At 63.8% G+C, this 26,491-nt stretch carries 16 protein-coding genes; 14 read left to right on the top strand and 2 right to left on the bottom strand.

What is annotated here, in order from left to right:
• The first annotated feature begins 94 nt into the window (after positions 1–94).
• From prmA to deoC, 5 genes are all read left to right on the top strand, one after another.
• Entirely contained in the window at positions 95–1,084 is a 990-nt protein-coding gene (prmA, locus tag G485_RS0102045) for a 50S ribosomal protein L11 methyltransferase (protein WP_027091150.1), read from the top strand.
• Complete coding sequence (locus G485_RS24790) at positions 1,081–1,794, top strand: site-2 protease family protein (RefSeq protein ID WP_051317951.1); 714 nt, start codon at positions 1,081–1,083, stop codon at positions 1,792–1,794. The genes prmA and G485_RS24790 overlap by 4 nt, the downstream gene beginning before the upstream one ends.
• 70 nt (positions 1,795–1,864) lie before the next feature.
• Positions 1,865–2,632, top strand: a complete 768-nt coding sequence (locus G485_RS0102035; protein ID WP_027091149.1) for an RsmE family RNA methyltransferase — start codon at positions 1,865–1,867, stop codon at positions 2,630–2,632.
• A 5-nt stretch (positions 2,633–2,637) separates the two neighbouring features.
• Positions 2,638–3,987, top strand: coding sequence for a tRNA (N(6)-L-threonylcarbamoyladenosine(37)-C(2))-methylthiotransferase MtaB (mtaB, locus tag G485_RS0102030; RefSeq protein WP_027091148.1), 1,350 nt, complete (start codon positions 2,638–2,640; stop codon positions 3,985–3,987).
• Between the two features lie 117 nt (positions 3,988–4,104).
• The gene (gene deoC / locus G485_RS31295) at positions 4,105–5,250 is read left to right on the top strand and encodes a deoxyribose-phosphate aldolase (protein ID WP_084423060.1); all 1,146 of its coding nucleotides are present in this window, start codon (positions 4,105–4,107) and stop codon (positions 5,248–5,250) included.
• Between the two features lie 54 nt (positions 5,251–5,304).
• Here deoC and G485_RS0102020 read toward each other — a convergent pair whose 3' ends face one another.
• The gene (locus G485_RS0102020) at positions 5,305–6,306 is read right to left on the bottom strand and encodes a Na/Pi cotransporter family protein (protein WP_027091146.1); all 1,002 of its coding nucleotides are present in this window, start codon (positions 6,304–6,306) and stop codon (positions 5,305–5,307) included.
• Positions 6,307–6,393: 87 nt separating this feature from the next.
• Between G485_RS0102020 and G485_RS0102015 the strand changes: the two genes are divergently transcribed.
• From G485_RS0102015 to G485_RS0101995, 5 genes are all read left to right on the top strand, one after another.
• Positions 6,394–7,788: a class I SAM-dependent rRNA methyltransferase gene (locus G485_RS0102015; RefSeq protein ID WP_027091145.1), complete on the top strand. Its 1,395-nt coding sequence runs from the start codon at positions 6,394–6,396 to the stop codon at positions 7,786–7,788.
• A 126-nt stretch (positions 7,789–7,914) separates the two neighbouring features.
• On the top strand, positions 7,915–8,130 hold the full coding sequence (locus G485_RS0102010; RefSeq protein ID WP_051317950.1) for a hypothetical protein: 216 nt from the start codon (positions 7,915–7,917) through the stop codon (positions 8,128–8,130).
• An 807-nt stretch (positions 8,131–8,937) separates the two neighbouring features.
• Entirely contained in the window at positions 8,938–10,596 is a 1,659-nt protein-coding gene (locus G485_RS0102005; protein WP_027091143.1) for an ABC transporter substrate-binding protein, read from the top strand.
• A gap of 200 nt (positions 10,597–10,796) precedes the next feature.
• Entirely contained in the window at positions 10,797–11,654 is an 858-nt protein-coding gene (locus G485_RS24785; protein WP_051317974.1) for an ABC transporter permease, read from the top strand.
• 16 nt (positions 11,655–11,670) lie between these two features.
• Positions 11,671–12,573, top strand: coding sequence for a carbohydrate ABC transporter permease (locus G485_RS0101995; protein WP_027091142.1), 903 nt, complete (start codon positions 11,671–11,673; stop codon positions 12,571–12,573).
• 151 nt (positions 12,574–12,724) lie between these two features.
• Here the strand turns inward: G485_RS0101995 and G485_RS0101990 are convergent, their stop codons facing one another.
• Positions 12,725–13,660 carry an ArsR/SmtB family transcription factor gene (locus G485_RS0101990; RefSeq protein ID WP_027091141.1) on the bottom strand — a complete coding sequence of 312 codons (936 nt, stop codon included), beginning with the start codon at positions 13,658–13,660 and terminating at the stop codon, positions 12,725–12,727.
• A 195-nt stretch (positions 13,661–13,855) separates the two neighbouring features.
• On the opposite strand from G485_RS0101990, the gene addB reads away from it, so the two are divergent.
• The 4 genes from addB (at position 13,856) to G485_RS0101970 (ending at position 26,472) form a co-directional block, all read left to right on the top strand.
• On the top strand, positions 13,856–17,371 hold the full coding sequence (gene addB, locus G485_RS0101985; protein WP_027091140.1) for a helicase-exonuclease AddAB subunit AddB: 3,516 nt from the start codon (positions 13,856–13,858) through the stop codon (positions 17,369–17,371).
• Complete coding sequence (locus G485_RS0101980) at positions 17,368–21,663, top strand: UvrD-helicase domain-containing protein (protein ID WP_027091139.1); 4,296 nt, start codon at positions 17,368–17,370, stop codon at positions 21,661–21,663. The genes addB and G485_RS0101980 overlap by 4 nt, the downstream gene beginning before the upstream one ends.
• Positions 21,664–21,841: 178 nt before the next feature.
• Positions 21,842–23,044, top strand: coding sequence for an exonuclease SbcCD subunit D (locus G485_RS0101975; RefSeq protein ID WP_027091138.1), 1,203 nt, complete (start codon positions 21,842–21,844; stop codon positions 23,042–23,044).
• A complete protein-coding gene (locus tag G485_RS0101970; protein WP_027091137.1) occupies positions 23,041–26,472 on the top strand; it encodes an AAA family ATPase in 3,432 nt (1,143 codons plus the stop codon). The genes G485_RS0101975 and G485_RS0101970 overlap by 4 nt, the downstream gene beginning before the upstream one ends.
• The last annotated feature ends 19 nt before the right edge of the window (positions 26,473–26,491 follow it).

Below are 26,491 nucleotides of genomic sequence, written 5' to 3'. Positions count from 1 at the left end.
TTTTTGCGTCCATGGAAAAGAAACGTGTATAATGGTGTTCGAATCGAAGCGCGGGAACCCCGCGCTTCCGGGAGCTTATCGGGGAGGAAATCCATTGCGTTGGTTCGAAGTCACCGTCTTCGCGACGGAACAGTCACAGGAAATGGTCGCCCATTACATGCACGAGCTTGGCGCCGGGGGCGTCTCGATCGAGGAATCGTGGTCTCCGGACAAGCCGAGGGATACGTCGCTCGGCCAATGGTACGACAAGCCGCTGAACGATATACCGGCAGGTTACGCGCATATCAAAGGGTATTATTCGGAAGATACGGATATGGAAGCGACGGTCGCGGAACTGACCCGGCTGCTGCGCGGCCTTCCGGAATTCGGTTACGACGCCGGGGAATTCACCGTCAGCGTCGCCGAGGTGAAGGAAGAGGACTGGGCGGACGCCTGGAAAAAGTATTTCAAGCCGCTACCCGTTACGGAGAAACTGACGATCAAGCCGACCTGGGAAAATTATGAGCCACGCGAAGGCGAAGTGATCATCGAGCTCGATCCGGGCATGGCGTTCGGCACGGGCACCCATCCGACCACGGCCTTATGTCTGCGCACGCTGGAAGGGGCCATCTCCGGCGGCGAGACGGTCATCGACGTCGGCACCGGCTCCGGCATTCTCGCCATCGGGGCGATCAAGCTGGGCGCGGAGCGCGTGCTTGCGCTCGATCTCGATCCCGTCGCCGTCTCCAGCGCGACGGAGAACGTCAAGCTGAACGGCCTGCAGGACGTCATCGAAGTGAAGCACAGCGACCTGCTGGGCGTGCTGCGGGAAGCGGACGAAGGCTCCGCGGCGCCGGGCGGCGTCCGACCGCCGGTCGATCTGGTCGTCGCCAACATTCTGGCGGAGATCATTCTCTTGTTCATCGCCGACGTGATGGACGTGCTGAAGCCGGGCGGCATTTATATCGCCAGCGGCATTTACAAGAACAAGGAAGAAGATGTAGAGGCGGGACTGCTCGCCGCCGGCTTCGAGATCATCGACCGCGTCCGCCAGGACGACTGGATCGCGTTCGTGGCCGGCAAGCCGAAGGGGGAGGACGAATGAACTTTTTCGCGTATCCCCTCAGCGAGCTGCCTTTCGTCATCCTGACGATGCTTATCGCCTTTACGGTGCACGAATTCGCGCATGCGTGGACGGCCTGGAAATTCGGGGATACGACCGCTTACGAGCAGGGGCGCGTGACGCTCAATCCGATGGCGCATCTCGATCTGTTCGGGATGCTCTTCCTGCTCGTGGCCGGCTTCGGCTGGGCGAAGCCGGTCCCCGTCCGCAGCAGCCGGTTCAAGCGGCCGCGGCTCATGAGCGTTCTCGTGACCGCCGCAGGGCCCGTCAGCAACTTGCTGCTCGCCTTCGTCGGCCTGCTCGTCGTTTACGCGCTGGTCGCCCTGGGCGTCATCGACCGCCCGTCGGTTGCGGCGACGGCGACGATCTCCACCTTTATGAATTATTGGCTACATATTAACGTCATCCTGTTCTTATTCAACCTGATCCCGCTTCCGCCGCTCGACGGCTATCGCATCGTCGAAGAGTTCGCGCCGCTCAGCTGGCGGATCCGAATGGCGCAGAACGAGCAATGGGGCGTTTTCGTCTTTCTTCTGCTCGTCTTCATCCCGCCGCTGAGCGCCGCGACGATCTCGCCGCTGTTCTCGCTAAGCCTGCCGATTCTGCAAGGCATGCACGGACTGGTCGGCTCCATGTTCGGGACGCATCCCGAATCCCCGATTCTTCCGAGTCTGATCGGCTGGAAATTCTAACAGGCGGTAGCGGGCCGCGCTCAAACGAGGTATGATGAAGGTTGGGAAAAAAGACGGAGGGATTCGCGTCATGCAACGTTATTTCGTCCCTTCCGGGCAAATCGGCGAATCGTCCTTGACGCTGCTCGGAGAAGACGCCCGCCACCTGGCGACGGTCATGCGGGCGAGGCCCGGCGACGAGTTCGTCGCTTGCGACGGATCGGGGTACGAGCTGCTCGCCGTGGCGGAATCGATCGAGCCCGGCCGGATCGAGGCCCGCATCGTCGAACGCCGACTGTCGCAAGCCGAGATGGCGTGGCAGATTACCGTCGCCCAGAGCTTGCCCAAAGGCGACAAGCTGGAGACGGTCATCCAGAAGGGAACGGAAGCGGGGGCGTTCGCCTTCCGGCCGTTCCTGTCGCAGCGCACGATCGTCCAGTACGACGAGCGCAAGGAAGCCAAGCGGCTGGAGCGCTGGCGCAAAATCGCCAAGGAAGCGGCCGAACAGGCGCATCGCGGCATCGTGCCGGACGTCGCTTCGGTCTGCACATGGAAGACGCTGATCGGTTCGCTTGGCGAATACGATTTGACATTGCTTTGCTATGAAGAAGAGGGGAGGCGCGGAGCCGGACTGAAGCCCGCGCTTGCCGATTTTAGGAACGGATTCGCCGGAGGGCGGGCCCCCCGTTTGCTGCTGCTCGTCGGACCCGAAGGCGGCTTCGCTCCGCAGGAGGCGGAGCAGGCCAAGGCGGCGGGAGCGGTGCCGGTCGGGCTGGGCCGCCGCATTTTGCGGACGGAGACGGCGGCGCTAGTCGCCCTCGCCTGCATCGCTTACGAATCCGGAGAGCTGGGAGGTTGAAAAGGATGCCGTCCGTGGCATTTTATACATTGGGCTGCAAGGTCAATTTCTACGATACGGAAGCGATGTGGCAGCTGTTCAAAAAAGAAGGCTACGAGCAGGTCGATTTCGAGACGGCGACGGCCGACGTTTACGTGATCAACACCTGTACCGTGACGAACACCGGCGACAAGAAAAGCCGCCAGATCATTCGCCGCGCCGTGCGCCGCAATCCGGACGCCGTCATCGCGGTTACGGGCTGCTACGCGCAGACGTCCCCGGCGGAGATTATGGCCATCGAAGGCGTCGACCTCGTCGTCGGCACGCAGGACCGCGACAAGCTGATGACGTATATTGCGGACATCCAGCGGGAGCGCAAGCCGGTCAACGCTGTCCGCAACATTATGAAGACGCGCGAATTCGAGGAATTGGACGTTCCCGCATTCGCGGACCGGACGCGCGCGTTCCTGAAAATCCAAGAAGGCTGCAACAACTTCTGCACCTTCTGCATCATTCCGTGGTCGCGCGGCCTGTCGCGCAGCCGCGACCCGCAAAGCGTGCTGAACCAGGCGCGCCAGCTCGTCGCCTCCGGCTACAAGGAGATCGTCCTGACGGGCATCCATACGGGCGGCTACGGCGACGATCTGGAAAATTACAAGCTGTCTAACCTGCTGGTCGATCTCGACAAGATCGACGGGCTTGAGCGGATTCGGATCAGCTCGATCGAAGCGAGCCAGATCGACGACGAGATGATCGCCGTCCTGAACAGCTCGAGGAAGATGTGCCGCCATTTGCACATCCCGCTGCAAGCCGGCGACGACGCCATCTTGAAGCGGATGCGCCGCAAGTATACGACGGCCGAGTTCGCGGACAAGATCGAGCGGATCAAGCGGGCGATGCCGGGCGTCGCCATTACGACCGACGTCATCGTCGGGTTCCCCGGCGAGACCGAGGAGCAGTTCGAGAACGGCTACCGGTTCATGGAGCGGATCGGCTTCGCCGAGATGCACGTGTTCCCGTATTCCAAGCGTACCGGCACGCCGGCGGCGCGCATGGAAGATCAGGTGGACGAGGAAGTGAAGCACGAACGCGTGCACAAGCTGATCGACCTGTCGGAGAAGCTGCAGGCTGCGTACAGCAAAGGCTGGGAAGGCCGCGAGCTGGACGTCATCACCGAGCGCGTCATCAAGGGAGAGGACGGCAAAGTAAGACTGGCCGGGTATTCGGACAACTATTTGCTGATCGAATTCGAAGGCGAGGAGAGCATGTACCGCAAGCATTGCCGCGTTCGTCTGACCGAGAGCGGCGTGAACGAGAACCGCGGCGTGCTGCTCGAGATGCTGGAGGACGTTCGTCCGGCGGCTCTGCAGGCGTAAACGGCCATTGCACGGCAAGAGGAGAAGGGCGGAAGATTTCATAACGCGGAAGACGAAAGCAAGTCGCCTGCGGGATGAAATCTTTTGCTGTACATAGAGGGCAAGGGGGATGTCGCGATGAAGGAGATTTCGGCGGGCGGCGTCGTATACCGGAACAGGGACGGCAGGCTGGAAATTCAACTGATCCGGGACCGTTTCGGGAAAATGACGCTGGCCAAAGGCAAAGCGGAGCCGGGAGAGACGATCGAGCAGACGGCTCTCCGGGAAATCCGGGAAGAGACGGGCATCTCCGGCACGATCGTCGCACCGTTGTCGGTCGTTCGCTACGAATACGAATCCGCGGAGCAAGTGACCGTGCAGAAGGAAGTGCATTACTATCTGGTCGAAGCGGATCGGGGCACGCTCCGCGCGCAGGAGAGCGAGATCGCCGGCGTCGCCTGGCACGAGCCCGGAGAGAGCTGGCGGCTGCAGCTTGCCGAAGGCTACGACACCAACGACGAGGTGCTTCGCCAGGCGCTCCGGCGGCTGGGCTGCGAGGTCGGACCGGACGAGACGTCCGATTATCGGGGGAAATTCCCGATCTGGCGGCCCGGGCAACCGATCGCCCCGTTTATCGACCATACGCTGGTGAAGGCGGAAGCGCGGTCTGCGGATTTCGCCAGGCTGTGCGAGGAAGCGCTTGAGCACGGATTTTACAGCGTTTGCGTCAACGGCAAATGGGTTCGCCAATGCCGCGAGCAGCTCAGCGGAACGAATGTGAAGGTGTGCGCGGTCGTCGGATTTCCGCTCGGGGCGGGGGCGACCCGGGCGAAGGCGTTCGAGGCGGCGGCGGCCGTCGAGGACGGAGCGGCGGAGATCGATATGGTGCTGCCGATCGGCAAGCTGCTGGACGAGGATTACACGGCTGTAGAGAAAGATATCTCTTCCGTCGTCCAGTCGGTCCAAGGCGGAGCGCTCGTCAAAGTTATTCTGGAGACGGGGGCGCTTACGGACGCCCTCATCCGCGAAGCTTGCCGGCTGGCGGAAGCGGCCGGAGCGGACTACGTCAAGACGTCCACCGGGTTCGGACCGGGCAGCGCCACGGAAGCGCACATTCGCCTCATGCGGGCAAGCGTCTCCCCGCGAATCGGCGTGAAGGCGTCCGGCGGCATCCGCGATGCGCAGACGGCCGTCCGGCTGCTCCTCGCCGGCGCCAACCGGATCGGCACGAGCTCGGGCGTCGTCATCGCGAGCGGAGGCGCAGCATCGAACGACGCCTATTAAGTTCGCCAGCGAAGGCATTCAGCGCTCGCATTCGAGCCGGCCGATCCCGTCGCTTCAGGCCGCAGGCGGCCTGAAGCGTTTGCCGCCGGATTCGATCCCTTTGCCGCTCATCCAGAGATAAGCGAACGGCAGCGCCAGCAGCGAACAAGCGATGTTGAAAATCGTTTGGGCATGGGCGATTTGCGCGGCAGGTTCGCCTGGCGAGAGCCAGGCCGAAGCGGCGAGCAGCCAACCTTTCAGAGGATAGAAAAGCAGCGCACCCGATACGTTCAGAGCGATTTGCGCGAGGGCGACAAACCGGCCTCCTCGGCCTCCGCTCAGCGAGGCGAGCAGCCCGGTGAAGCAGGTGCCGACGTTCGCTCCGAGCATAACGGCGATGCCGGTCACCGGCGATAACGCGCCGGCGGCGGCAAGACCCATCGACATGCCGATGACCGCAGCGCTCGAATGCACGGCCGCGGTAATCGCGGCTCCGCCCAGCACCCCCCAGATCGGACGGCTCTCCGCGTGCGCCATCAGGTTCATGAACGTGCCGCTTCCCAGCAGCGTCGGCCCGATCGTTTGGAGAACGGCGAAGCCGACCAGCAGCAGCCCGAAGCCGGCGAGCGCGGCGGAGCCGTAGCGCAGCGGATGCGCCATCCGCCCCGGAAGACCGGGCAGCGCCCGCATCTCGCCGGAGAGCGCCGTCCACAGCCAGACGGCGAACGCGACGGCCAGAAGCGGAAAACCGTAGCGATGGATGTGAAGGCTCATCAGCTCGGTTGTCAGGCAGGTGCCGACGTTCGTGCCGAGAATGATGCCGAAGCTGCTTGCAAGCGGCAGCAGCCGCGAATTGACGAGGCCGATCGTCAGCACCGTAATGGCGGTGCCGCTTTGCAGCAAAGCGGACGAGAGCGTGCCGGTCAAGAAGCCTTTCAGCGGCGTGGAGGTCGTTCTCTGCAGCGCCGCGGGCAAGCGGCTTCCCGCCCATTGCCGGAGCGCGGACTCCATCAGCTTCATGCCGGACAACAAGAGGGCGAGTCCGAAGACGGACGCCGCCGCGATGGTGGCGAACATTCGCAGCGCTCCTTTCATCAATAAGCTCCAATCCCAAATTTATGCGAGAATCGGACAGGACATGTCCGGAAAGGCGTGATCAAAGCCATGACGACGACCCCCAATCAAGCGGTTATTGTGCTGAACCGCTCCCGCCGTCCCCGCCTGGAGCAGGGACATCCTTGGGTTTATTCGAGCGAGATCGAACGAATGGAGGGAGAAGCGCAGCCGGGCGATCTTGTCGAAGTCCGCGACCACAAAGGACACTATCTCGGGACGGGCTACTGGAATCCGGCCTCGCAAATTACCGTACGCATCGTGTCCTATCAGCCTCTTGAAGCGATGGACGTAGAATGGTTCCGCGGCCGATTTCGGCAATGCGCGGCATTCCGCCGGCGGTTCGTCGGCGAGGAGAAATCGTGCCGGGTCGTTTTCGGCGAGGCGGACTTTCTTCCGGGCCTCGTCGTCGACCGGTTCGAGGACGTGCTCGTCGTGCAGGTGCTGACGCTCGGCATGGACCGTGCCAGAGAGCAATGGCTGCAGGCCATGATCGACGTGTTCTCGCCGCGCGGCATTTACGAGCGCAGCGACGTCGGCGTCCGGACGCTGGAAGGGCTCGAAGAGAGGACGGGCGTTCTGTACGGCGAATGCCCCCGTTTTATCGTGATCGAAGAGAACGGGCTGAAGATCGAAGTGGACATCGAAGGCGGGCAAAAAACGGGCTACTTCTTCGATCAGCGGGAAAACCGCGCCGCCATCGAGCAGCTTATGACCGGCTGGGGAGCGCGCAGCGGCATTAGGCTGGAGGAACGCGAGACGGAAGAAGGACGCAAACTCATTCCCGTCAACGCCAAGGGCAATCCGGTGACGTTCCCGTATTGGGACGGCGCGACGGTGCTCGAATGCTTCGCCCATACGGGCAGCTTCACGCTGCACGCCTGCCGGTACGGCGCCAAAAAAGTCACCTGCCTCGACGTCTCCGCCCATGCGATCGAGACAGCCCGGCGCAACGTCGAGCGGAACGGGTTCGCAGACCGGGTCGAATTCGTGACGGCGGACGCGTTCGAATATTTGCGCCAGCAGGTGCGCGGGCGGGAAGAGCGCGCGGCGCGCGGCGGCAACGTCCAGGGCGCGAAGATCGACACGTCAAAGCCTCTCGCCGCAGAGGGGCGCACCTGGGACGTCGTCATTCTCGATCCGCCGGCGTTCGCCAAGACGAAGCGGGCGGTTCCCGGCGCGATCAGAGGATACAAGGAGATTAACCTTCAGGCGATGAAGCTGATCAACGAAGGCGGCTACCTCGTTACGGCAAGCTGCTCCTATCACGTTCGTCCCGACCTGTTCATGGAGACGCTGCTCGAGGCCGCAGCCGACGCCGGCAAGACGCTTCGCCGCATCGTCTGGCAAGGGGCCGGCAAAGACCATCCTCAGCTCGGCGGCGTCGAGGAAGGCCATTACCTAAAATTCGGCATATTCGAAGTGAGAAGCCGCAAAGAATTGTGACAACAATCGACAAAAATCGAATTGTTAAGAAAGTATGAGTGTCGAAACCTGTAACTTTTTTAATGTCTTTCCGATACATTTGGAAGAGAGCAGAGAGATTCCAAATTGCGGAGGGAGCTGTTGATCATGGATGTCCTTAGTTTCGGGCGGCGAACCGTTCCGCTCCAAAACAAGGCAAACCGGCTGGAAAGCCGCAGATTATTGAACGAACGCATGAAGGAGATGGCATTGGATCTCGAATTCAGGCGGAAATGGAAAAAAGTTACGAACGTGGAGCTGTGGTCGGATGCGGCGATCTTCAAATTTTCCGACGGCACGAAACTTTATTTGAATATTTCCTGACCGCTGCGGTCAGAGATGCGAAAGCCGGAGACGCGCGATTTTGCGCTTCCCGGCTTTTATGTCGGCAGCATCCGGTTGCCCATTTCCCTATTCCAATCTGCTCGCCCCTCGACAGACACCTTGACCTTCCCAACATATCGTCCTCCCAACATCATGCCCTCTGTCCCCGTCCCAGCTCCTCCAGCCTAGCCTCCAATTTCCGGGATCTCTGCGATGCTGCACTACTCTCTTATTTCGATTTTGAGTCTCATCCCCTCTGCTCAGATGCATATTTTATGCTGCTCGCTAATTTTCTGACGCAATACAGCAAAGCCCCGGCTGCCGAAAACAACCCACGCCCCCAATGCATTCCGGCGACAATAAAGCTATTCCAATGGATAAGCCAAGATCAAGTGGATAAGCCAAGATCAAGGCGATTAAGCGGCCTTGCGGGTAAGCTGAGGGTAGGTAATCACATGAGATCTGTCTTCAATAAGGATTCAAATAGAAAAGTGTGAGGGCAAATCGCTGTGAAACTGTCAGCGAGGGTGCAAGGACAGGGGGCGTTGACGGGGAAGAATTCACCGTGCAAGAACGTCCATAATCGTAACCCGATTGCTAATTCAATGGGAAATGAGTTCATTCAAACGTTTTTCGATGAGGTTAACCGTGTCTTCCGCCGGAAATTCCGGTCATCTTCGTGTTTGGTGGATTGAAATGACGATCCTCTGCAAAGAGAAGTAATAAAAACGATAATCGATTTATAAATATATATCGGAAGATTTGAAAGCGTTTTATCTCTTTTTTCGATGATAAGGAGGTCGGCCGATGAAGAGGGGAACAGCCGTTTTGCTGGCGCTAAGCATGGGGGCGGCTTTATTGGCGGGGTGCAGCGGCAACGATGGAGGCGGCGGAAATGCGGGCGGGAACGCGGGCGGTAGCCCGGCCGAAGCGAGCGGCGGTAGCTCGGGCGCGGCGAAGGTAAAGTTGAAGGCGATCATCACGAAGCACCCGCTGACGCAGGAGCTGTCGAAGATGGAATGGCTCCGGCAGGCGGAGGAGCGGGCGGGCGTCGATATCGAGTGGCAGGAGGTGACGGCCGACTGGGGTCAGAAAAAAGGAACGCTGCTGGCGAGCGGCGACATTCCGGATTTGATCATCGGGCCCAACGCGATTACCGACGCCGATTACGCGCAGTTCCCGGGACTGTTCCAGGACTTGACGGAGCTGATCGCCAAGGACGCCCCGAACGTGCAGAAGATGTTCGAAGCGAAGCCGGAGACGAAGGTGATCGCCACCCAAACGGACGGTAAAATTTACGGGTTGCCGAAATATCAACGCTTCTGGCCCGCCACCGCGACAAGGCAATTCATCAACCAGAAATGGCTGGACAACCTGGGCCTGAAAATGCCGACGACCTGGGACGAGTTGTACGACGTGCTGGTCGCTTTTAAAGAGAAAGACGCCAACGGCAACGGCGACGCGAACGACGAAATTCCGATGGACTTTGCGCCCGTCGGGACGCTCGGCTTCGGCTACTTCCAGCCGACGGTGCTGCTGGGCAGCCTGGGCATTACGCTGTCCGACGGCAGCGGGCAAGGGTATTTCGCCGAAGACGGCAAGGTCAAAAATTTCCTGGTTGACGAACGCTACAAGCAGGTCGTCGAGTTCCTGAACAGATGCTTCGCCGCGGGGCTCATCAATCCGGAAGCGTTCACGCAGGATTATACGAAGTTCCAGTCGGTCGCCCGCGGCACAGGGGAGACGGCTAAAGTCGGGTTCAGCTGGGGCTGGGAGGTGACGGACCGGTTCGGCAACGCGCTCGCTCCTCAGTACGCGTCGATGCCGCCGCTCAAAGCGTCCGCCGACTCGACCGTCCAAACGTCGTGGGACTACGATTACAACTCGCTCAATTACGGCGTTAATATGGCGACCATGTCCGCCAAATCCAAACATAAGGACGCGGCCATGAAGTTCGTCAACGAGCTGTACGATCCGAAGGTGAGCATGCAGGTGCTGTTCGGCTCGCTGGGCACGAACATCGCGGACAACGGCGACGGCTCGTACAAAGTGCTGCCTCCCGCGGACGCTTCGATGGACCCCGGCACGTGGAAATGGACGTCGACGTGGGCGGACAACGGGCCGATGTACATTGCCGACGACCTGAAGCTGACGCTCGGCACCGACATGCAGTCCGTCGGAAAGCAGACCGAACCGCTCATGCCTTCGATCGACGCGATCGACAAGGACAACGACGTGCTGCCGGGCATGTTCATCAAATACAGCAAGGACGACAACAACGCGATGAGCCTGGTCAACACGAATCTGATGAATCTGGCGATGGCGAAATTTTCGCAATGGGTTACCAAGGGCGGCATCGACAACGAATGGGACAGCTACGTACAAAACGCGAACAAAATCGGCCTGCCGCAAAATCTGGAAATGATGCAGAAATACTACGACGACTATAAGAGCAAAACGAAATAAAACAAGAAGCCGGCAGCGGCTGCGCCCGATCCGGGTCCGGCCGCTGCCGAAGCGAGGGAGAGCTTCTCATGGCCCTTCAATCCGGCAAAGCCCCGATCGGCGCGTCCGGCGTCCCGGCAAAAGGAAGCGGAACGGCGGCGAGGCCCCCGAGAACCGCGAATTATCGGAAGGCCTTCGCGCGGGACTATCCGTTATGGCTGATGATTGCGCCGGCCGTCGCCGTTATTTTCATTTTCAACTACGTGCCCATGTACGGAATCCAGCTCGCTTTCCGCGACTTCGATTTCACCAAAGGGCTGACCGGCGGCGAATGGCGGGGGATGCATTATTTTTCGCAATTCGTCCACAGCTACATGTTCGCGGATTTGATGAGGAACACGCTGTTCATCAGTCTCGCGACGATCGTCTTCGGGTTTCCGGCGCCGATCGCGCTGGCGCTTATTTTGAACCAGGTCAAATGGAAGCGGGCGAAAAAAACGCTGCAGACGACCGTCTATTTGCCGCATTTCATCTCTGTCGTCGTCATGGTCGGCCTGCTGAACGTGCTGCTCTCGCCCAACACCGGAATCGTCGGCCATCTGATGGACGCGCTCGGGTACGGGGACGTGAATCTGCTCGCCTCGACCAAAGCGTTCGTGCCCGTTTACATCCTGTCCGACGTCTGGCAGCATTGCGGATGGAACAGCATCGTCTACCTGGCGGCGCTCTCCGCCGTCGACCCGCAATTGTACGACGCCGCCAAAATGGACGGAGCGAGCCGCTGGCAAACGATCCGCAACGTGGACATTCCCGCCCTCGTTCCGACGATCGTCATCCTGTTTATTTTGAGCATGGGAGGCGTGCTCGCCACCGGCTTCGAGAAGGTGTTCCTGATGCAGAACACGCTCAATCTGCCCGTCTCCGAGGTCATTGCTACCTACGTCTACAAAATCGGCATCGTATCCAATCAGTTCAGCTATTCGGCCGCGATCGGCTTGTTCAATACCGTCATCAATTTCGCCTTCTTGTACGCGGTGAACGTGCTGGCGCGACGGTTCTCGAACATCAGCCTGTGGTAATCGGGGAGGGGCGAGCATGGGGTTGCCGGTCCAGAAGGTCAAAAGCCCGGGCGAAAGGCTATTCGACCTCTTTCTTATTCTTGTTTGCGCATTCGTTTTTTTGATCGTCGCCTATCCGCTGTATTTCGTCGTCATCGCGTCCGTCAGCGATTCGACGCTCGTCGCGACGGGGAAGGTGACGCTCTTTCCGCGAGGGTTCAGCACGTTCGGCTACGAAGAAATTTTCCGGGACGCCCGCATATGGGTCGGCTACCGCAACACCGTCGTGTACACGTTCCTCGGCACCTTCGTGAACCTGCTGTTCACGTTGCCGGCCGCCTACGTGCTGTCCCGGCGGGAGTTCCGGGCCCGGCGCTTTCTCCTGTTCTTTTTTGTCTTCACGATGTTCTTCAACGGCGGCTTGATTCCGACCTACATTCTGATGAAGGACCTGCATTTGACGAACAGCATGTGGGTGTTCATTCTGCCGTTCTCCGTCAACGTGTACAATCTCATCATCACCCGGACGTTCTTCGAAACCTCGCTTCCCAAGGAGCTTTACGAGGCGGCCGCCATGGACGGATGCTCGCATTTCAGCTATTTCCTGAAGGTCGCCCTGCCCTTGTCCAGAGCCGTCGTATCCGTTATCGGGCTTTATTATTTGGTGGCGCATTGGAACGATTTTTTCACGGGACTCGTCTATATTCGGTCGAACGGCTTGCAGCCGCTGCAAATCGTGCTGAGGGACATCCTGCTGTCGAACCAGGTGTTCGCCGAAGGCGCCGGCGCGGGGGGAGCGGCGGGCGGCTATGCGCAACGATACGCGGATCAGGTCAAGTACGGGGTCATTATCGTCTCGACGCTGCCGGTGCTGCTGGTCTATCCGTTCATCCAGAAATATTTCGAGAAAGGCGTCCTGATCGGCTCGGTCAAAGGATGAGAAGGACAATCGGGACGGTAGGCAAAGGGGAAACAAGGAGGACGCAGCAGAGCGGAACGGCGCGGAACAGACGGCCGCAAACAGATTTCCGCAAACAGACGCCGCAGAAACAACAAGACCGCCGGACAAGGGCGGTCTTGTTTGGCTTGCGCTATTCGCGGATCGCCTCGGCGGCGGGAACGACTTTTTCGTAATACAGTCTGAGCAGAATGTCCTGATTGTAGTTGCCGAAGTTTTTGCCGAACAGCGTAACGCCGCCGACATGCGGCGAACCTTTCTCGCAGGCGATGCGGAACGTCCATTGCTTGTCCCGGACGTTGACCTGGTCCAGCGTGACGTCCGACATCGGCATGCCGTCCATCCGCGTGCCGTGGTTCGTCACGGTCAGGTGCTTGAGCAGCCCGTATTGGTTGACGTCGTCCGGCCACCAGGGAGGATTGTACTTGCCGCGCTTGTCCCCGTAGTCGCCCGGGCTCGTCCACGTGCCCAATTTGACCTGGTTCAAATAAAACGTAATGTCGGACGGCCAATTGTTGTCGGTCAGCGGCGCTTCGGAGGCGATCTCCATCGAGATGACCAGTTCGATCGGGTTCTCCGTGGACAGCAGGAAGTTCGGAATTTTGTACTCGACGAAGCCTTCGCTGAACCATAAAATCTTCGCCTGAAACCGTTCCGCGTCGAGAAAATAGCGCGGATCGTCCAACTCGCCGATGATTTTCTCGCTCGTGGCGAGCCCGCAGGTCGGCTCCACGTCGAAGTCGGTGTAATGGCCGACCGGGATGAAGCTTTGGTGATATTCGCGGATGTGCTCCATCTTGTTCGGGAAAATGATCTCGGCCTGCTCGACGGCCAAGGAGCACACTTTCCGCAGGCCGCCCTTGCCGGATTGCATGTCGGTGCGGATGATGCCGCCTTTTTCCAGTTTCTTGACATGCATCGTCATAATTGCGCTGCTCAGGCCGACGGCTTCGGCCAATTCGCGCACGTTCATCGGCTGCTTGGCGAGCAGGCGGATCATCTCCAGCCGCACGCTGCTGGCCATAGCCTCGTAAAAGGGGAGCGATTTCTCGGTCACGTCCAGATTCATAGAGAGCCTCCGAGCTTGGATTGGGGATGGGCGAAAAGTTAATCAATATGTTAATAATATAATCGGTTATGAAGACGCAATCAACTGCAGCGGACGGTATGCCAACTTCTGCCGGCTGCAAATCGAACGTGTGTGCTCCTGCGGGGATATGGTACAATGAGAGAATCAGAAGAACGGACAGGAGGTTCGCTGCCTATGGCGCTGCGTCTCATCACCGGCCGTTCCGGAAGCGGCAAAACGCGGCTGTGCCTCGACGAAATCCGGCGCAAGCTCAAGGAAGACCCCGAAGGGCCTCCGCTTATTTTGCTCGTTCCGGAACAAGCCACCTTCCAGGCGGAATACGCGATGGCGACGACGCCCGGCCTGGGCGGCTTTATTCGGGCGCAAGTGCTCAGCTTCCGCCGCCTCGCTTACCGCGTTATGCAGGAAACCGGCGGGCTGGCCGCCGTCCCGATCGACGAGAACGGCAAGGCGATGCTCCTACATAAAGCGCTGGTTCGACGGCGCGACCAATTGAAAATGTTCCGCGGCGCTTCTTCGGCTGCGGGTCTGACGTCCAAGCTCGTAGAGCTGTTCACGGAATGGAAGCGGTACGGCTCGGGAAGCGAGCGAGTCGCCGATTTAAGCGCCGCGGCCGAAGCGTCCGGGACGTCCGTGCTGCTGAAGGACAAGCTGCACGACCTGACGCTGCTCTTCGGCGACCTGGAGCGGGAACTGGCGGGAAAATGGCTGGACGGCGAAGACGCGCTCGCCCGCCTCGCGGAAGGCGTTCCGCATTCCGCCCTGCTGGACGGCGCGGAAGTTTGGCTCGACGGCTTTCACGGCTTCACGACGAACGAATACGCCGTCATCGAAGCGCTGCTGAAGCGAGCGTCCCGCGTATCGGCGGCGCTTTGCCTGGATCGCCCGTACGGCGCCGGCGAGCGCCCGCACGAGCTGGAGCTGTTCCATCCGACGGCGGAGACGTCCGCCCGGCTGTGCGAGCTGGCCATCGCCGCGGGCGCGGACATCGAAGCGCCGGTCGCGCTCGATCCGCCCGTGCCGCCCCGGTTCGCCGGCAGCCCGGCGCTGGCCCATCTCGAGATGGCGTTCGACGCCCGCCTTCCGTGGCAAGGGGATTCGGCGCTGCTCGGGCCGCAGGGCGGCTTGTCGCTTCACGCGGCGGCGAACCGGCGCGCCGAAGCGGAGGCCGTCGCCCGGGACATGCTCCGCCGCGTCCGGGACGAAGGCTGCCGTTGGCGCGAAATGGCCGTGTTCGTCCGGCGGTTGGACGATTACGCCGACTTGCTCGGCCGGGTGTTCGGCGATTACGGCATTCCTTATTTTCTCGACGGCAAAGCGTCCGTGTCGCACCATCCCTTGGTGGAATTCGTCCGCTCCGCGCTGGAGACGGTCGTGTCGGGCTGGAAGTCGGATCCGCTGCTGCGCTGCGCCAAGACCGATTTGCTGCAGCCGGAGGACAGGGAAGTCTCCCGGGACGAAGTCGACGAATTGGAAAATTACGTTCTCGCCGCCGGCATCGACGGCTGGCGCTGGCTGGACGAGCGTTCGTGGCGGCCGCTGCGGGCGGGAGACCTCGAGGCGGAGGACGACCCGGAACGGGAAGCGCGCGCCATGGAGCGGATCATGGCCACCCGCGCCGCGCTGATCGGCCCGCTGCGCCGGCTCGAGGAACGGTTCAAGCGGTCGGCCGACTTCAAAGAGTTGTGCGAGGCGCTGTTCCGGCTGCTGGAAGAGACGGGAGCCGCGGACCGGCTGGAGCGGTGGAGCGCGGAGGACGAAACCTCCGGCCGCCCCGGCAAAGCCCGGATGCACCGCCCGCTGTGGGACGGCGTGCTCGATCTGCTGGATCAGCTCGTCGAGTTGATGGGCGGCGAGAAGGCGGATGTGCCGCTGTTCGCGGGCATGGTGGATGCGGGGCTGGAGGAGCTGAAGCTCGGCGCGGTGCCGCCGTCGCTGGACGGCGTGCTCGTCGGCAGCCCGGAACGGACGCGGTCCGACCGGATCGCCGCGCTCTATCTGCTCGGCGTGAACGACGGCGTCCTGCCGATGGCCATCCGAGAGAACGGCCTGCTCTCCGAGGAAGAGCGGGAGGCTCTCGCCGCGGCGGGCGTCGCGATGGCGCCCGGGGCGCGGAGGCGGCTGCTGGACGAGCGGTTTCTGTCGTATTGGACGCTGACGACGCCTTCGCGCCATTTGTGGATCAGCTATCCGCTCGCCGACGAGGAAGGCCAGGGGCTTCTGCCTTCGGAATTGATTCGGAGAGTGAAGAGACGCTTCCCCGGACTCCGGGAAAATATGCTGGCGGCGGAGCCGGCTCCGGGCGATCCGGACGAGAGGCAGCTCGCCTTCGCCGTTCACCCGGGACGGGCGCTCACGTTGTTCGTCGCCAGGCTGCGGCATTGGCGGCAGGGCGAGGCGCTCGCTCCGGGCTGGTGGTCGGTGTACCGCTGGCTGACGGAACGCGCGGAATGGCGGGACAGGCTGGGCAAGCTGCTCGCTTCGCTGCAATACCGCAACGAGGAGCCGCCGCTGACCGAGCGGACGAGCCTGCTGCTGTACGGAGACCGGCTGCTGGCGAGCGTGTCCCGCATGGAGCGGTTCGTCGCCTGTCCGTTCCGCCATTTCTCCGCTCACGGGCTGCGGCTGAAGGAGCGGAAGCTGTACCGGGTGGACGCGCCGGACATCGGCCAGCTGTTCCACGCGGCGCTGCGGCAGACGACGGAGAAGCTGCTCGCGGAAGGGCCGGCGGGACTGGAGGCCGCCCGCTGGCAAGCGGAAGCGGCGGCGGCCGTCGAGCGGCTTATGCCGAAAGTGCAGTCGCAAATTTTGCTGTCGTCGCACCGCCATCGGGCGATGGCGCGCAAGCTTCGGGACATCGTCGCGCGCGCGTCGTCCATTCTGGGCGAGCATGCCCGGCTGTCGGCGTTCCGTCCCGTCGGGCTGGAGATCGACTTCGGCCCTTCGGGAACGCTTCCGCCGCTGTCGCTGAACCTGGGGAACGGGCGCTGGATGGACGTCGTCGGCCGGATCGACCGGGTGGACGCCGCCGATACGCCGGAAGGGCTGCTGCTGCGCATTATGGACTACAAGTCCGGCGACGTGAAGCTGAAGCTGGACGAAGTCGCCCATGGGCTGTCGCTGCAAATGCTCGCGTACCTGGACGTCGTCGTCTCCCACGCGCCCCATTGGCTGGGCCGTCCGGCCAGTCCGGCCGGCGTGCTCTATTTTCACGTGCACAATCCGCTGCTGCACACGCTCAACGGGATGTCGCGGCGCGAAGCGGAGCAGGCGATGATGAAGGAATTCCGGATGCAGGGGCTCGTGCTGGCGGACGGAGAGGCGGTCGCGCTCATGGACCAGTCGCTGGCGTCGGGGGGCAAATCGGTCGTCGTGCCGGTCGAGTTCAAGAAGGACGGCTCGTTCTCGTCCCGGTCGCAGGTCGCCGACAAAGGGCAATGGGAAGCGCTGCGCCGGTCGGTGCGAAGCAGCATGAAGAAGATCGGAAGGCGCATAGCGGGCGGAGACGTCGCAATCGCGCCTTACCGGCTGGACAAGCGCAGCCCTTGCAGCGTGTGCGAGTTCCGGCCGGTGTGCCAATTCGACGGGCAGCTGGAGGGCAACGGCTTTAAGCTGCTGCCCAAGGCGGAAGGCAAGGAACAGGTGTGGCAATGGCTGCGCGAACAAGGCGAAAGGGGGGATCCGGAATGACGTGGTCCGGTCTGGAAGCGACATACGCCAAGCCTTCGGGCAGCAAATGGACGGACGAGCAGTGGGCCGCCATCGCGGCCGAAGGCTCGAACCTGCTCGTCGCGGCGGCGGCGGGCTCCGGCAAGACGGCCGTGCTCGTCGAACGGATCATCTCCCGCATCGCCGACGAGGCCCGGCCGCTCGACGTCGACGCGCTGCTCGTCGCCACGTTTACGAAGGCGGCGGCGGCCGAGATGAAGGAGCGGATCCGCCTCGCCCTCGAGGACGCCCTGGAGCGCAGTCCGGAGTCCGCGCATCTGAGGCGCCAGTTGGCGCTGCTGCCGCGGGCGTCGGTGACGACGCTCCATTCGTTCTGCATGGAGGTCATCGAGAAGTACGCGCCGCTCATCGGGCTCGACCCGGGCTTCCGGATCGCGAACGAGACGGAGGCGGAACTGCTGCGCATGGACACGCTCGACGCGCTGTTCGAAGAGCGCTACGAGGAGGAAGGCGAACGGGGGACGCTGGCGCGGCTCGCCGATCTGTTCGGCGGGGAGCGGAGCGACGAGCCGCTGCACAGGCTCGTGCTGGAGCTGTACGATTTCGCCCGCAGCCATCCTTGGCCGGAATGGTGGCTGCGCGAGACGGCCGCCCGCTTCCGGGTGGAGAGCGCCGCCGAACTGGCGGACACCGAATGGGTCGACAGCATGCGCCAGGACGTGACGCTGGCGCTGGAAGGCGCGCGGCAGCTGCTCCAGACGGCGAAGGGAATCGCAGAAAGCCCGGGAGGGCCGCTGCCGTACGCCGACACGCTGGCCGAGGACATGAACGTCGTCGGGGCGCTGCTGCAGGCGGTGTCGGACGAGCCGTGGGAACGGTGGAGCGAAGCGTTCGCCGCGTGCTCGTTCGGCCGGCTCAAGCCTTGCCGCGGCGGCGAATACGACCCGGAGCTGCAGGAGCGGGTCAAGGGGCTGCGGGACGACGCCAAGAAGACGGCTGCGAAGCTGGCGGAGGAATGGTTCGTCCGCTCGCCCGAACAATATGCGGACGAGCTGCGCGCCCTCGCGCCGGATATGGCCGCGCTTGCGGAGCTCGTCGTCGCGTTCGGCCAGCGTTACGAGGCGGCCAAACGGGAGAAAGGGCTGCTCGACTTCGGCGACCTGGAGCATTACGCGCTGCGCATTCTCCGCGACCCGGCGTCGACGCCGGAGCGGACGCTCCCCTCGGCGGCCGCGCTGGATTACCGCAGCCGGTTCGCGGAAATTTTGCTCGACGAATACCAGGATACGAACGAGGTGCAGGAAGCGATCGTCTCGCTGATCGCGAGGCCGTCGCCGGGCAACGTGTTCATGGTCGGCGACGTGAAGCAGAGCATTTACCGGTTCCGCCTCGCGGAGCCGGGACTGTTCCTGGCCAAGTACAAGTCATACGACGTCTGGACGGCGGGCGGTGGCGGCAATGGCGGGGATGGAGGGAAGCCTGCGGGGGAAGTTGCTGCGGCCGCCGGGGAAACCGGTCCGCTTCCCGCCTCGTCCGGGGAAGACGGGGAGAGCCGGGGCTTGCGCATCGACCTGGCGCGCAACTTCCGCAGCCGTCCCCGGGTGGTGGAAGCGGTCAACCACGTGTTCCGCCTCGTCATGCGCGAGAAAGTCGGCGAGATGGATTACGACCGCCGGGCCGAGCTCGTCTACGGGCAGGGCTATCCCGCGGAGGACACGGGCGGCTTGACGGGCGGACGGCCTTCGCCGTATGCCGTCGAGATGATTTTGCTGCAGGCCGGAAGCGGTGCGGCGGCGGGCACGGAGGCGGACGGGAGCGGGGAAGCGCCGGCGAATGCGTCCCCGGCGGAGACCGCGGCCGAATCGGCAGCCGAGGGCGCGGCGGAAGAAGAGCTGGAGACGGTGCAGCTCGAAGCGCGCTGCATCGCGGCCGAGATCAAGCGGCTGATGAGCGCGGACGGCGGGGCCGAGCCGTTTGTCGTTTACGACGGCAAAACGAAGCTGTACCGGCCGCTTGCCTACCGGGACATCGTCATTTTGCTGCGGGCGGCGACTTCGCTCGCCCCGGCCGTGCTGGAAGAGCTGAAGGCCGCCGGTATTCCCGCCTATGCGGATTTGGCGACCGGCTATTTCGCGGCGACGGAAGTGGACGTCATGCTGTCGCTGCTGCATCTGATCGACAATCCCGATCAGGACATTCCGCTTGCCGGCGTGCTTCGTTCGCCGATAGTGGGGCTGACGGCGGAAGAGCTTGCCCGAATCCGGCTGCACGATCGGAGAAGCTCGTATTGGAGCGCTCTCCGCACCGCCGCTTCGCAGGACGAAGGGGAGCTCGGCGGCCGGCTGCGGTCGTTTCTGGCTTCTCTGGATTCGTGGCGGACGTTGGCCCGGCGCGAGCCGCTCGGCGAGCTGCTGGAGACGCTTTACCGCGAGACGGGCTATTACGACTTTGTCGGGGGGCTTCCCGGAGGCGTGCAGCGGCAGGCCAATCTGCGCGCGCTCGTCGACCGGGCCCGGCAGTTCGAGCGGAGCTCCAGCTCGCGCGGGCTGTTCCGCTTCCTCCGTTTTCTCGGCCGGATGCGGGACACCGGGGCCGACCTCGGCGCCGCGCGGGCGCTAGGCGAGCAGGAGGACGTCGTGCGCGTCGTCTCGATTCACAAGAGCAAGGGACTCGAGTTTCCCGTCGTGTTCGTGGCGGGACTCGGGCGCGGGTTCAATAAACAGGATTTGAACGGGTTGTTTCTCAAACATAAGAAGCTCGGCTTCGGTCCGAAGATGGTCGATCCCGACACGCGGGTCGCCTATCCGACGCTGCCTCACCTGGCGATTCGCCGGAGGCTCAAGGCGGAGATGCTCGCGGAAGAGATGCGCGTCCTGTACGTCGCGCTGACGCGCCCGAAGGAGAAGCTGATTCTCATCGGCACGACGAAGGACGCCGAGAAGGAGCTCGCCAAATGGCGGGAGCTGGCGGCCGCCTCGGCGGACGGCCTGCCCGACTATGCGGTCGCGGCTGCGAACCGCTATCTGGACTGGCTGGGGCCGGCGGCCATGCTCGCCAGCTCAGGATGGGAACTGCGGACGGCCGGCGACCGCGCGGACGGGGACGGAAGCGCGTGGCTGGAAGCGGCCGTTTCCGCGGCGGCGCCGGGGGGCGTTGACGGCGGTAGCGGCGTTGGCGGGGGAGGCGGCAGGAGCGGTGTTGGCGGCGAGAGTGGTGCCGGCGGCGGTGGCGGCAACGACAGTACGGGCATTGGCAGCACAGGCGGCACTGGCACTGCGAGCGATATCAGTGGTAGCAGCGGCAGTATGGGCGGTTCTGACAGTGCGAGCGACATTATAGGCGGGGACGGTATTGGGGGTCGGACCGGAAGTTTGGCGCCGAAAACGCCGCTTTGGGTGTGCCGGATCGTTCATGCGGCGGTTTTCACTCGCGGAACGCCGGCGGCGCTGCCGGATGCAGGAGACGGGGATACGGTCTGGAACCGGGTGCTGGCGCTGGAGCCGGTGTCGATAGAGGAGACGCCGGCCGGCAAACGCGCGTACGAAGCGCTGTCCTGGACCGATCCGAACGCCGAAGCGTCTCGCTTGTCGGCCAAAACGTCCATCACCGCGCTCAAGCGGCAGCGTGCGGACGCCGGGGGCTTCGCGACGGCGGATGACGAAGCGCAAGATGAGGTGTGGAGCGAGGAAGAGCGGATTGCCGCGGGCGATCAAACGGACGAACTGCCCGATACGGCGGCGCTGACGTTCCGGCTGCGGCGGCCGCGCTTCCTGTCCGCCAAGCGGCTGACCCCGGCCGAACGCGGCACGGTCATCCACCTGGTCATGCAGCATTTGCCGCTTGCGCCGGGAACGGACGCGGCAGGCGTGTCCGAGCTGCTGGAGCGGCTGGTCGAGCGCCGGATTTTGACAACCGAGCAGCGCAATGCCGTCGACGCGGAGACCATCGCCGCTTTTTGCCGGACGGAGCTCTATCGCCGGATGTGTCTCGCGCCGAAGATTTGGCGAGAGGTTCCGTTCAGCTACGGCATTCCCGCCCGCGATGTCTATCCCGGCGCAGCGGCGGGGTCCGCCGCGGACGAGCCCGTGCTTATACAAGGCATCATCGACTGCTTGTTCCCGGAAGGGGATGGGTTCGTTCTGATCGATTACAAGACGGACCGCGTCATCGGCGGGTCGTGGACGGAGGCGGCGGAGAAGCACCGGTTCCAGATCGAGCGCTATGCCGAAGCGATCGGCGACATTCTGGGGCGCAAGGTCAAGGAAGGCTACGTCTATTTCGTGGACGGCGGGCAGGCGGTGCGGCTTTTGTAAAAAATGGCGAACGGCGGGTGAACTGTAAGGCGAGCAGCCCGTCGGCGGAGCTACAAGCCGCTAAAGTCGGCTTACAGAGGCGAAACCGCGCGCCGGCAGAGCTGTAAGCCGACAAAGTCGGCTTACAGAGGCCGCCCCGTGAGCGCATCGTGCGAAATTGCAAAAAGGAGTTGTTGATGTGAGGGTGCTGCATACGGCCGATTGGCATTTCGGCCGCACGCTGGAGGGACGAAGCCGCTTGCCTGAGCAGGAGGCTTTCGTGGACGAGCTTGTCTCGATCGTTCGCGACGAACGGATCGACCTGATCCTGCTGGCGGGCGACGTCTACGATTCCGTCAACCCGCCGGCGGCCGCGGAAGGGCTTTACTACGACGCGCTGGCCCGGCTTTCCGAAGGCGGGAGCCGGCAAGTGGCCGTCATTGCGGGCAATCACGACCACCCCGACCGCGTAGCGGCGGCGACCCCGCTGGCGGCCCGTCACGGCGTCCGCCTCATCGGCTTGCCGCAAGCGGAGGCCGTGACGATCAACGTCGCCCGCACGGGAGAGACCGCGGTCATTGCCGCGTTGCCCTATCCTTCCGAAGCGAGGCTGAACGAGCTGCTTCATGCCGCCATGGACGAGGAAGCGCTCCGTTCGGCCTACTCCGACAGGGTAGGCCTTCTCATGCGGACGATGGGCGCTGCGTTTCGCCAGGATACCGTCAATCTGGCGATGAGCCACATTTACGCGCTCGGCGGTTACGAGTCCGACTCCGAACGGCCGATTCAGGTGGGCGGCGCCTACACGGTCGATCCCGCATCTCTGCGCGCGGGACAGCAATATACGGCGCTCGGCCATTTGCACCGGCCGCAGCGGGTGGCGGGCGACGAGACGATCCGCTACAGCGGATCGCCGCTCGCGTACAGCTTCTCGGAAGCCGGCCAGGCGAAGTCGGTCACGCTGCTCGATCTCTCTCCGGGCGCGGAAGCCCGGCCTCAGGAGCTGCTGCTCTCGAGCGGCCGCCCGCTCGTTCGCTGGGAAGCGCGGGGCGGCCTCGCGGAAGTACACCGCTGGCTGGACGAAGGTCGGGATCCGCTCGCCTGGATCGAGCTGGAGCTGTGGCTGACGGAGGCGCTGACGCTCGAGCAGATCGGCGCGCTCCGCGCAAGCCGGGAAGGCATCGTCCAAATCCGGCCGGTATACGCTTCGCCGGAGGCGGATGCGGAAGAACGGGACGAGAAAGCGCTCCGCGGCTCGCTGCCGCCGGAAGAGCTGTTCCGCCGCTTCTACCGGAGACAGACGGGCGGAGCGGAGGCGGACGACGCGCTCGTCGCCCTGTTCCTCGAGCTGGCGGGCGGCGCCGAAGCCGACGAGGACGAGAGAGAGGAGAGCGCCTCATGAAGCCGATTCAGCTGGAGCTGGCCGGGTTGCAAAGCTACCGGGAGAAAATGACCGTCGATTTCGAACGGCTGTGCGGCGGCGGCGTTTTCGGGATTTTCGGCCCGACCGGCAGCGGCAAATCGTCGATTCTCGACGCGATGACGCTCGCGCTGTACGGCCGGGTGGAGCGCGCGGCCAAAGGCACGCAGGGCATCATGAACGGGGCGGAAAACAAGCTGTCCGTCGCGTTTACGTTCGAGCTGTCCGGAGGGGGAGAGCGCGCCCGCTACCGGGTCGAGCGGCAATACAAGCGCGCCGGCGAGTCGGGCGTTCACAGCTCGCTCTGCCGGCTCATCGAGACCGGACCGGACGGCGACCGCGTTCTTGCCGACAAGCAGGGCGAAGTCGATGCCGCCGTCGAGCGGCTGATCGGGCTGACGATGCCCGACTTCACTCGGGCGGTCGTTCTGCCTCAGGGCAAATTCGCCGAATTCCTGACGCTGACCGGCAAGGACAGGCGTCAAATGCTGCAGCGGCTGTTCCGCCTGGAGCGTTACGGAGACAAACTCGCGGCCCGCTTAAGCGCGCGCGCAGAATCCGTCCGGGCGGCGCTGCGAGAGACGGAAGCCGAGCAGCAAGGGCTCGGCGACGCTTCGCCGGAGGCGCTGCAAGCCGCGCTCGAACGGCTCGCCGAGGCGAAGGAAACGGCGCGCAAGCTGCGCGAGGAGCTACTGCGCGCCGAAACGGAGCACGAGTCGCTAACCCGGATGCGGGAGCGGCAGCTCGAGCTGCGGCGCGTCGAAGAACGATTGGCCGCGCTGGATGCGGAAGCTCCCCGCATGGAGGAGCGGGAGAAGCTGCTGGAGCGGCTGAAGCAGGCGGAGCGCCTGTTCCCCGCCATTCGCGACGCGGACGAAGCCGAACGCGAAGCGCTCGTCCGCGCGAACGAGCTCGGAGCGGCGGAAGCCCGCTGCGCCGAAAGCGCGAAGGAAGCGGAGACGGCGGAAGCGGCATGGCTGGCGTCCCAGGAAACGGCCGCCAGACGGGAGCCGGAGCTCATCCTGCAATGCGAAAGGATGTCGCAGGCGGTCAAGCTTGAAGAAGAGGCGGAGGAATGGAACGCGAAGCGGACCGCCCTCGCCATGGAGCTCGTACATACGGAAACGCAGAACGCGGCGGCCGAAAACGCCTATGCGGAAGCCGCGGACCGGTTGCAGCGCGCCAAAGCCAAGCAAGCTCAATTGCGCGCCCAGTGGGAGGAGCTGAGCCCCCAAGCGGAAGCGGGCGGCCGCCTGCTGCAGGCCGCGGCCCGCAAGGAGCAGGTTTTGGCGGCGGAGCGGCAGGCGGACGAAGCCGGCCGCGAAGCCGACGACTGGCTCGGCCGGCACCAAGCGGCGCAGGCCAGAACGTCCGCCGCCCGGGAAGCGTTACAGACTTCGCTCCGCAAGGGCCGCCTGCTTCGGCTGAACCATGTTGCGATCGCCGGACAATCGGCCGCATTGGCCGCGCGGCTCGCGGAGCTGTCCGCAGCGGCGGCGGATGCGGCCGACGCGGAGGCGCACGCCCGCTCGGCCGCTCTGCTGGCCGCCGGCCTGCATGCCGGAGAGCCGTGCCCCGTATGCGGCTCCCTCACGCACCCCCATCCCGCCGCGGCGGAACGGACGGGAGACGGTTCGGTCCCGTGGCCGGCCATCGTCCGGGAGCTGGAGGAGAGAGCCCGGGACCTCGCCGCGTTGCGCGACAAGTCGGCTTGGCACGCCGAGCGGCTTCGGGCGCGGCTGGACGAAGCCGAGTCGTCCTTTCGAGCCCAGGAAGCATTCGGTGCGGAGGCGCCCGGCGATCTTGCGGCGCAGGAAGCCGCTGCCGCTGCGGAAGCGGAACGGCTGCCCCAGCCCGCGCTTCCGTCGCTTCCGGAGGAGTGGCAAATGGAACTGGAGCGGATCGATCGGCTTCTGGACGGCTTGCGGACCCAGTCGGGGAATGCCGTTGCCGACCAGGAACGGTGGGAGTCCGGCTTGACGGCGGCGCTCCGCGAATGGGCGTTGGCGTCGGAAGGGGCTTCCGCCCTCGCATCGACCGTCTCGCAAAGCCGCGAGAAGCGCGACCGGCTGAAGGCGCAGGCCGAAGCTTTGCGAGGCGCTTGGAACCTGGATTTCCCGGACGTTCCGTATGATAGCGCGGAGGCGCTGGCCCAAAGCGCGTCCGCTGCGGAGAAGGAAGCGAGGGCGCTCAGGGAACGGCTGGACAAAAGCGTCGATTTCGTGGGAGGATTGGAGCAGCAGGTGCGGACGCTCGAACGGGACCGGCATGCGCTGGCTCTGCGGACGGCGGAGCTCCGCGCCCGGGCGGAAGCGGTCGCCGCTTCCGCGGACGGCGTGGCGGCGAAGCTGCGGGAGTGGACGAACGGGCTTCCGGCGGCGAGGCTGCTGGCGGAAGCCGAGCGCGAGCGCCGCGAGCTGCAGACAGCGCTGGCGGAGGCCAAACGGAGGCGCGAGTCCGCGCAGCGGGAGCTGCAAGTGGCGGAAGCGCAGCGGACGGCGGCCGCCGAACGCCAAAGCGCAGCCGCCGTCCAGCGCGAACGCGCGAGGTTGCGGTTGGCGGAGTCGCTGCAGGCGTCCGGCTTCGCCTCGGCCGAAGAGGTGCGGCCGCTCGCCGCGCGTCTGCCCGAAATGCCGGCGATCGCGGAAGAGATCGAGACGCACCGCCGTCTGCTGCAGCAGTTGAACGGCCAGGCGAAGCTGCTGCGGGAATCGATGCCGGGCGAACCGGTCGGGGAAGAGGCTTGGGCGGCGAGCGCGGCCAAGGTCCGGTCGCTCAAAGAAAACCTGGAGCTCGCGATGGCGGCTGCGGCCAAATCGGAGCGCGACGCCGAAGATCTGTCGGCAAGGCGCGAGCGGTGGGAACGGCTGGAAGCGCGCCGGACCGCACTGGCCGAAGAGGGCGCCCGAATGGCGCAGCTGCAAGCGGTATTCCGCGGCAACGCGTTCGTGGAATATGTGGCGGAGGAGCAGCTCGAGCAAGTGTGCCGCGCCGCCTCCGAGCGGCTCGGCTATTTAACGCGGCGGCGGTACGCGCTTGAAGTGGATGCGGGCGGGGGGTTCGTCATCCGCGACGACGCCAACGGCGGGCTCCGCCGTCCGGTGTCCACGCTGTCGGGAGGCGAGACGTTCCTCACTTCCCTTGCGCTCGCGCTCGCCCTGTCGGCCCAAATTCAACTGCGGGGCCGGTATCCGCTGCAGTTCTTTTTCCTCGACGAAGGGTTTGGCACACTCGATCCCGAGCTGCTCGACACGGTCGTGACCTCGCTCGAGAAGCTGCAGCAGGACGACCTTGCGGTCGGCATCATCAGCCACGTTCCCGAGCTGCAGGCGCGGCTGCCGCGGCGATTGCTCGTCATTCCCGCGGAGCCGGGCGGCCGGGGGAGCCGCATCGCGTACGACACGATCTAATTTTCCAACGCAAAGAGGA

Source organism: Cohnella thermotolerans DSM 17683 (assembly GCF_000429825.1).
Taxonomy (GTDB): domain Bacteria; phylum Bacillota; class Bacilli; order Paenibacillales; family Paenibacillaceae; genus Cohnella; species Cohnella thermotolerans.
The sequence above is the reverse complement of the archived record's forward strand: the minus strand, read 5'-3'. Positions and strand labels throughout refer to the sequence as shown.